The sequence below is a fragment of the Vibrio sp. 1F169 genome, assembly GCF_041439605.1.
In the GTDB taxonomy this organism is placed as follows: Bacteria; Pseudomonadota; Gammaproteobacteria; order Enterobacterales; family Vibrionaceae; genus Vibrio; species Vibrio tasmaniensis_A.
In genome coordinates this window covers 1-9,187 of sequence record NZ_JBGOOI010000110.1, presented here as the reverse complement: position 1 = coordinate 9,187, position 9,187 = coordinate 1, and the positions used below count along the sequence as shown (strand labels likewise).

Below are 9,187 nucleotides of genomic sequence, written 5' to 3'. Positions count from 1 at the left end.
GCTGACGCTGTTGGCTTAGTAGAAAAACTGTCAACGTATTTTAGGACGAGACAGGCAGCTTCACGGGTCTCGTATTCTTTTGGTGAGGGTGGTATTCCTGAGCTATTTAAAATGACTGACTGTGATTGGCATGACTCAGCCTGAACTTATTACCATATAAAAAACCGCCTTCTCAGAAGAGAAGGCGGTTTTAATTACGTTATCTTTTTTTAAGCCGAAGATTTTGATACTTAGGCTTTAACGTATAGGTTGTCGGTACGTTTAGCTTATCTAAGATTAGATCTTAAACATCTTTATCGTTTGATGCAGTTCGTCCGAAACATTATTAACATTTTGCGCTGTTTGAACATTTTGCTGGACGTCATCGACAGTCGCTCGCGCCAAATCATTTACATTCACTACATTTTCGTTGATTTCAACGGCTACTTGCGATTGTTCTTCCGCTGCCGCTGCAATCTGGTTGTTCATGTCTTGAATTGTCCCAATCTCATGCTGAATAGTATTCAGCATTTGACTCGCTTGATCTGACTTTTCACGAGTTACTTTAGCTGTTTCCGCATTTTCAACCATAAGCTCAACAGATTGTTTTGCTTGAGTTTGAAGTGATGAAATCATGGTTTGTATTTCGTTCGTGCTTTCTTGTGTCTTGTTAGCGAGGTTACGCACCTCGTCAGCCACGACGGCGAAGCCGCGACCTTGCTCACCCGCTCGAGCTGCTTCAATTGCTGCGTTTAATGCCAGCAAGTTTGTTTGCTCAGCAATACCTCGGATAACATCAAGTATGCTACCTACATTTTGAGTTTCTTTTTCAACACCAAGAATCGAATCTTGAACCTGCTCAATATTCGTTACAAGTAAGCTGATTTGCTGGTTCATGTCACCCACAGTCTCAAGACCTGACTGAGATGAAAGGCTTGCCTCATTGGATGATGATGATGATGATGATGCCTGCATCGCATTTTGAGCCACTTCCGCAACAGTCGCGGTCATCTGATTCATCGCGGTTGCAACTTGCTCTAGCTGCATCATTTGCTCTTCTGATGAGGTACTTAACTGATTTGAAGAGGTCTCAAGAGATGAAGATTGTGATGAGAGAGAGTTTGAAGACTGCTCAATATTGCCAATAATGCCTTGGAGGTTACCTGCCATTTCAAGAGTTGAACGGTAGATCCCCGTTTCATCGCCATTTAATTTAGGGATGTTGGTCAGGTCTCCTGCCGAGATTCGACTAACAAGAGCTTCGATGTATTGTGGCTCTCCGCCAATAGGACGATACATTAATCGGGTGACTAATAAGAATGTTATTCCGGTTGCCATAACCGCGAAAATTAGACCAACTACAGTATTTATTTTCACCATCGCATTTGAAGGCGCTTCAATGTCGTCCCAACTTGCCCAAGCCCAGGTATTCCAACCTAATGACTCAATTTGAGACGAAACGACATAAAAGTCGCCTTTATCTGGAACATTGTAAGAGTGCTCACTGGTCATCTTACTACCGTGTTCACGGTATGATGGTCGAAGATCGTAGATATTTTTACCAATAAAATCTTCATAGCTAGCGGCAACAAGGAAACCATCTTGGCGAGAGACAAATAAGTTTGGCTCTTCAGATAGCTCGTTTATATAGTCTGTAATATCACTCATTTTAAGACTAAGGCCAATCACTGCTTTCGTTTCGCCCCTGGCTTTAAATGGAATAACAACTGACATAGTTAAATGCCCTGTTGTTGCTAGGTAAGGGTTAGTTACTGATCGTTTTGCACCTGAAAACCCAAGGTTGAACCATTCGCGTTGTTTTTGCTTAGCATTAAAATTAGGAATGATACCTTGATTTTTAACGTCGTAAGTTTTGCCATCAGGAAGACCGATGTAAATATTAAGAACACCAAGAGATTCTTTACTGTTCGTCATCATTTTCAACAGCATCGGGTTGATCATGATGTTACCGGATCTATCAGTATGGATACTGGTTGAAATGCTTTCCAAAGCGCCGAAATACGCTTCCATTTTCCCTTCGACAGCTTTGGCTACAAGAAACGATTTCGTTGACAAGTTATGACGGTAGTCATCCGTGGTGGCAGACTTAAATTCGAAATATCCTATCGTAGATATAACTAAAATCGTTAAACAGATTAGGCCACTAATTGTTAGCATAATCTTATTTTTGACGGTCATCAGAGCATTTCCTTAACAGTTGTTGCTTATTTTATTGACTAAATTATCCGTATGCTAACATAGGGTTACAATTTATTTGTTGGTCGTTTTGTAAGGGAAAGTCGTTACAAATAGGCTGTGTGAATACTTATGCGTGGGATTTACAATGAATAGGGTATCTAAACAAATTTGATGGGTTTTAATTGATTTTGATGGTGCGTATTTTTCGCCTTCCTAGGCGAAATTAGCACAAATAAGTACCTTTTAATCTATTTTTGGTGTGAATGTGTTGCTGGAGTAAGCGTATAGAAAGGGTTGGGATGTAAGGGGAGATAACCCCAAACACCCCAAATTTTGGCCTAAAACTTGAGTGACAAAATTTTGACTAGTTATGACCGAACTGTTTTGCAGCGTAAGCAACACGTTCCGCAGGTTTTGGATATTCTGCAGGCGTGCCAAGGTTTTCAATATGATGCAGTCTAGGAAGTAGCCCCGCGCCGTTCGCGATTTGGATAGCTAAACCAGGTCGAGCATTAAGTTCTAGTACCATAGGGCCTTCTTCTTGGTCTAATACCATGTCAGTACCCATATAGCCTAAGCCCGTCATTTCCCAAGCACTTGATGCTAGAGTTAACAGCTTTTCCCAGTGAGGAACTTGTAATAACGCGAGTTCTTTACCCGTATCTGGATGGTGTGTAACAGGCTGGTCGAACTGAACCGCTCGAACCGCTTTACCTGTCGCAATGTCTATACCCACACCAACAGCACCTTGGTGCAAGTTAGCTTTACCATCTGAATCTGAAGTGGACAGACGCATCATCGCCATCACAGGGTAGCCTTTGAATACGATGATTCGTACGTCTGGCACACCTTCGTAGCTGAAGCCTTCAAAACACTCATCAAACTTGATGAGGTTTTCAACTACGGCCACATCGTTCTTGCCACCCAGTGAGAAAAGGCCCGCGAGCGCGTTACTGATATGGCGCTCTACATCTTCTTCATTGATAGTAGAACCCGATGGTTTGGTGTAAACCCCATCTTTATGAGAGATCACAACAAGGATGCCTTTACCACCACTGCCTTGAGCGGGCTTGATTACAAAGCCCGGCCACTCTTTAACCATCTTGTGGATTGTTTTTACTTCAGCTTGGTGACTAATAACGCCAATAAGCTTTGGCACGGTGGCGCCAGCCTGTTCAGCAATGATTTTAGTCTTAAGCTTGTCATCAACGAGTGGGTACTTGGAACGATCATTGTAGCGGCCAATATAACTATGGTTACGCTTGTTCATTCCCATTATGCCTTTGTCTTTCAACTTAAACGGTGAAGTAAATTGATCAAACATAACTTAGTCCTCCGCTAGCGGTTTAAAGCGACGAAGCTCGGTTAGACGGTAGCCTGTGTAGTTACCTAGTAACAAGATGGTCGCTAGAATAACAAGCTGTAAACCAATAAAGTTAAACGTTAAGTGCTGAATGAACGGGTTAGTCATACCTAAGTAAACAAGCACCGCGGTAAATAGAGAGCCGCCACCTTGAAGTACAACTTCTTTCGCGCCTTCTTCTTCCCAAAGGATAGACATACGTTCGATAGTCCAAGACAAGATAATCATTGGGAAGAACGTAATTGATAGGCCTTCTGTAAGTCCGATTTTAAACGCGACTACAGTAAATATCGAAATAATCATAATTACTGTAATAATTACAGCGGATATCCTGGCCACGAGCAATAGGTTGAGTTTGGATAAGTAACTTCGTATTACAAGACCGGTACCGACAATCAGTAGGAAGCCAACAATACCGGTAACCAACTGTGTTTGAACGAATGCCACAGCAATCAGAACGGGCATGAACGTACCAGAAGTCTTAAGACCTATGATGACACGTAGGAACACAACAATCAGAGCACCGATAGGAATCAGCATGATGGTTTTAAACATCGCTTGCTCTTCTAGCGGTAGACTATGAATGGAAAGGTTTAACAGTTGATCCGCTGATACTTTACTGTTGGTTGCTTCAGTTGGAGTAACTTCCTGAGCAATCATAGAGAAGTGAACTTTACTGTTCTGACCGCCAACCACGTCTAATAGAGATACATTTGATTCATCCCAAATTAACAGGTTTGGTTGAACTTGCTGCTCGCTAGATTCAGGAGAGAATAGAACCCACTGGTTATTATCCCAAATTTGGTTCATGTGTTGGATTGATTGGCGACGACGTCCGTCTTCCAGTTCAATAACACCGACGACTTTGTTGTGGATTTTAGCGGCAGAAAGTAGCTTGTGTGTCGCTTCCACTTTGGTCATGTTATTCAGAATCAGCGCTGAGTTTTGGCTGTCTGGATCGTTAAGCGTTTTGATTAACTCACGAGTAAAGGTGATGTTGTCTGCTGAGCGCTTGGTTGCTCTGTCAATCAAAGCAAGGGCCGCGGCTTCTTCAGGACCATCAAAGCTTGGTTGAGCCACATCACCTTCTGGAGGTGTTGAGGTAACGTTCGCTTGGCTATCGACTAAGAACTGTGTCTTGTAGTAGATAGTCTGCGGACCATCTGCGTGACGAATTGACCACTCAGCACGGCGACCTGAATCTGTATTCAAGTATGAAATGCCGTAGCCTGGTGATGAAGCTGACTCGCCGATAAGTGTAAAGTTAGACTGTGTGTGAGGTGCGGCTAGTGAAACTTTTGCTTCTTTGCCCACTGCATTGAATTCGATACGAGCTTCAATGTCCCAAACCTGATTAGTTTCGCCTGGAGTCCAGGGTACACCGTAGGTTGTATGTCTGAACATACTCAGAGTTATACCTGCCACGATGAGCAGGAATATAGAAATATAAAATGGAATTCTTGACGTCATAGCTTACCCTACTATTGTTATTTAACTTCCGTTTGTACGTACTTTTTACTTACATCTACTAGCGCTATGTCTTTGATAAATTCGCGCCCTAGTAATACAGGGTGACTCATTTGAGAGCGATCCGCCAATGTAAATTGCGCTTTTTCATGGATTTTTCCGACTTTTACCCATAATTCGATCACAGCTCGACGTTCTGTTTGATCATTCGTCGATTGACGGATTTTCACATAACGTACAACGGGCGCTTCGATCCATTTTTGGTCTTCTTTTGCTTGTGCTTTATCTGCCAAATGGAACTTAACCCAATCTTTACCGTTGCGTTCGAATTCTTTGATGTCGACGGCATTTAAAGAAGAGGTGGTTGCGCCAGTATCAACACGAGCATCGAAGCTTTGTTTGATAGAGTCGATCGATACTTTTTCAATACCGCCTAGAATAGTCGGCTGTGATGTAGGAGCGGTAGGTGCAGCTGCAACGGCAACAGGCTCGGCTTCTTTTAGCTCTTCAATGACCCTGTGTTCCATACTGGTCAGGTGAACATCTAATTGACTAGAAAGAGTGGTAATTTCGTCTTCCAAGCTTTCAATATAATCACTTTGATTACTTAGCTGCAGTTCAAGATTTTGAACCTTGTTTGCGATGTTTGTCTCTGAGCGGGAAATAGCGTCGAGAGTTTCTTGATGGTAGGTAGCACCGCTCGTGAGGGTGCAACCAGAGAGCAAACCAACCGCCACGATAGGCGATAATCGCTTAAACATATAAAAACCTTTGGAAATTAGAGAATAGTTCAGACTATTTAGAAGTTTATCCCACAAAAAAGGATGCGTGAAGCATCCTATTGTAAGAGTCTGGTCATATTGAATCGCAATGTGAGCGCTACGAAAATTATTGTCACTTAAGGGCGCTCACTTATTAAACATGAGCGCAACTTTTGTACAATTAGTTCTCTTTTTTATCAAAATTCCCACATATAAATAACGGTGGCTGTATGACGACAGAGCTTATGGTTTTGTGTAACAGAGCTTAAGGTTTTGTCGCTACTAGAATCGCACGCCTTGGTGCTGGGTGACCTTCTACGGTTTTACTTGGATCATTAGGGTCTAAGTAATCCGGTAGAGAGTTGTGTGTCATCCACTCCGTTGTGCGTTGTTCGCCAATCGTTGTAACATTTTCATCAACGATACGCACGTCTTCAAAGCCTACCTGTTCAAGCCAGCGTTTCAGTGCGCGTGCAGATGGGAAGAAGTAAACGTTTCTCATTTGCGCGTAGCGATCTACAGGCACAAGAACAGCGTTTTCGTCACCTTCAATCACTAACGTTTCAAGTACCAGTTCGCCACCAGATACCAATTGGTCTTTTAGTTGAATCAAATGATCAAGTGGTGAACGGCGGTGGTAAAGCACGCCCATGCTGAATACAGTGTCGTAAGCTTCCAGTTTTGGCAGTTGCTCAATACCTAGAGGTAATAGGTGAGCACGTTGGTCGTCGCCCATCAATTTACGAATGGCTTCAAACTGAACCAAGAATAAGTGAGAAGGGTCGATACCCACCGTTAAGCGAGCACCTTCACCTAGCATGCGCCACATGTGGTAGCCGTTGCCACAACCTACATCGAGAACCGAACGGTTTTTCAATGGAGAGATATGTGGAAGCACACGATCCCATTTCCAGTCACTGCGCCATTCTGTATCGATGTGAATGTCGTGAACTGTGTAAGGGCCTTTTCTCCAAGGGTGGAAAGTCTTCAGTAAGCTTTCTAACTTTTTAAGTTCACCCGTGTGGAACGGTGTAGAGCTGCCAATCGTCACTGAGTTTTTCAGATCAACTTGATCAGGTACACCTTGCGGGATTTTATTCAGTGCACGTAACCAACGGTCGAAGTCGCCGTGTTCTGCATTTTGCCAATCCGTCAGCTGTTGAGGAAGAACATTAAGCCACGGCTGAAGGCGAGTGTCTTGGGCAATGAGTTGATAAAAATTGGCAAAATTAAACATAGTTTTTCACTGAGTTAATAGGGTCAATAAACCCTAAAATAGAAATTAAATTTGTCATTCCCTACAGTGAGGGACGAACATGATAGGGAGTCTCGGTTTATCGTACTTGATAGAGATCCCCAACTCGCTCGTTCCTCGCTCTTGAGGATGACGTTTTAGTACTAGCTGACTGGGTATGTGCGCTATTTAATCGCGAACATTGAACCGAAGTTGAAGCATTGGAACCACACTTCGCTACTTGAGAAGCCAATCTTTTCAAAACGTTGCTTGTGAACTGTAATCGAGTCAGGACGCATCACGTTTTCAATTGCGCTACGTTTCTGGCTGACTTCAAGCTCGCTGTATCCGTTTGCACGCTTGAAGTCATGGTGCAGGTCGATAAGCAGTTCATTTGAACTTTCGTCTTCGAATACGTACTTTTCAGAAAGGATTAAGATTCCGCCCGGGCGTAAGCCTGCATGAATTTTTTCAAGCAGAGCGTATCGGTCGTCAGGAGACAGAAATTGCAGTGTAAAGTTAAGCACCACAACAGAGGCGTCTTTGATTTCCACTTCACGGATGTCGGCTTCAATCACTTCTACCGGTGTGTCACTGCGGTAGGCGTTTACATGCAGCTTACAGCGTTCAACCATGGCTTCTGAATTATCGATAGCGAAAATCGTGCAGCCTTCTTGCTGAATGTGACGACGCATAGAAAGTGTCGCAGCACCAAGCGAGCAGCCAAGATCGAAAATATTTGAATGTGGCTTTACAAAGCGTTCAGCCAGCATGCCGATTGCAGAGATGATATTGCTATAACCAGGCACCGAGCGTTGAATCATATCCGGAAATACTTCAGCAACCCTTGCATCAAAGGTGAAGTCTCCAATTTTATCAATAGGAGCGGAAAAGATATTGTCTGTGTTGCTCATGGCATTTTCTCTCGACAGTCAGCGTAATTGGCACAAAATTCATACCAAATAAAAGGGGACGTATTTTACGTAAAAAAATGGCTTGTGTCACGAAAACTGAGATTGATGAAAGTGAACGTGTGTTAGTAGTTGTTTACTATCAAAACATCGAGATTTGATGGTCGCCTTTTTGAGCAGGAAACTCCGCCAAATTAGGCAAGGTTATCTTTGTGTGTTCAGCAACTTGCGTCTGTAATTGCTTATAGATAGCAATCGCCAACTCAGGGGCGTGATTATTGTCTGGGGTGTGGATCATTAAATAAGGTTGTTTTCCTTCGTTTAACCAAGTCGGTAATTTCGCGAACCAAGGTTTAAAGAAAGCCAGATTGGGTTCCTGATCTGGATGACCAATAAAGCGAACCATCGGATTGTTTGCCGTCGCAATGGCATGAACCGGAACACGTGGTTTCTTTTGATGCGCGTCGATCACCGCTTCTGTGGTTGGTGGTGCGGAGAAAACAGGACGGCTATCCATAATGATGCGATTGATCCCTTCTTCTATCAACCAATGATTGAAACGTTTTTCGGCATCGCCTTTATCAAAGAAACCAAGGTGACGAACTTCAACGCCGAGCTGCATGTCTTTTGGAAACAAGGTACAAAATTTTTGCAGGGCAGGAAGCATGCTGGGTTCGAAGCTATGGGGCAATTGAATCGTCCACTGACCAATGCGCCTAAGTAGGGGCGACATGGTGAGCAGAAATTCTTTGAGTTCGGCTTGGCAATGTTTTAAGTGCTGCTGGTGGGTGATGAACTTAGGCAGCTTAAAAGTAAACTTGAAATCATCGTGACTCGCGGCTTTCCAGTTATTGACCGTTGAGACACTGGGTGTCGCATAGAAAGTCGTGTTGCCTTCAACGGTATGAAAAACTTGGGTGTATTTTTCTAAGCGCTCAGCGGGTTTTGTTCCTTTGCCATAAAACTGACTTTGCCACTCAGAATGAGACCACATTGTTAACCCAAGTCTTAGAGGTAAAGTTTCTGTTGTTATTACACGAGCATCCATCTATTACACCGTTATTTATCACGCCATCAGTCATTACAAAAAAGTTTTTGGGTTGAAATTAGGGCGTGTTGATCTTTCGAGCTGGTTTTTGCAGCGAGTTGCTGGGTATTTATACAAGGCAGAGGCTTTGATATGTAGCTAGCCTACATGAGAAGCCTATAACGTAGTAGAAATGACCAGCAAACGCTGCCCGAAGGGTTCGAGCTGGGCGCCCCCGCAAAAAGC

At 43.4% G+C, this 9,187-nt stretch carries 7 protein-coding genes; all 7 read right to left on the bottom strand.

The features are described 5' to 3' along the window. Window positions 1–276: 276 nt before the first annotated feature. Entirely contained in the window at window positions 277–2,178 is a 1,902-nt protein-coding gene (locus ACED53_RS22100; RefSeq protein WP_102579857.1) for a methyl-accepting chemotaxis protein, read from the bottom strand. A 364-nt stretch (window positions 2,179–2,542) separates the two neighbouring features. Further along, on the bottom strand, window positions 2,543–3,502 hold the full coding sequence (locus ACED53_RS22095) for an alpha-L-glutamate ligase-like protein (protein ID WP_012603623.1): 960 nt from the start codon (window positions 3,500–3,502) through the stop codon (window positions 2,543–2,545). Between the two features lie 3 nt (window positions 3,503–3,505). Beyond that, a complete protein-coding gene (locus tag ACED53_RS22090) occupies window positions 3,506–5,011 on the bottom strand; it encodes an inactive transglutaminase family protein (protein WP_009846363.1) in 1,506 nt (501 codons plus the stop codon). 17 nt (window positions 5,012–5,028) lie between these two features. Next, window positions 5,029–5,769 carry an ATP-dependent zinc protease gene (locus ACED53_RS22085; RefSeq protein WP_009846364.1) on the bottom strand — a complete coding sequence of 247 codons (741 nt, stop codon included), beginning with the start codon at window positions 5,767–5,769 and terminating at the stop codon, window positions 5,029–5,031. Window positions 5,770–6,034: 265 nt separating this feature from the next. Next, a complete protein-coding gene (gene cmoB / locus ACED53_RS22080; RefSeq protein WP_009846365.1) occupies window positions 6,035–7,006 on the bottom strand; it encodes a tRNA 5-methoxyuridine(34)/uridine 5-oxyacetic acid(34) synthase CmoB in 972 nt (323 codons plus the stop codon). Window positions 7,007–7,188: 182 nt separating this feature from the next. Beyond that, on the bottom strand, window positions 7,189–7,917 hold the full coding sequence (gene cmoA / locus ACED53_RS22075) for a carboxy-S-adenosyl-L-methionine synthase CmoA (RefSeq protein ID WP_017097717.1): 729 nt from the start codon (window positions 7,915–7,917) through the stop codon (window positions 7,189–7,191). A 139-nt stretch (window positions 7,918–8,056) separates the two neighbouring features. Then, on the bottom strand, window positions 8,057–8,962 hold the full coding sequence (locus ACED53_RS22070; RefSeq protein ID WP_017101018.1) for a DUF72 domain-containing protein: 906 nt from the start codon (window positions 8,960–8,962) through the stop codon (window positions 8,057–8,059). Between the last annotated feature and the right edge of the window lie 225 nt (window positions 8,963–9,187).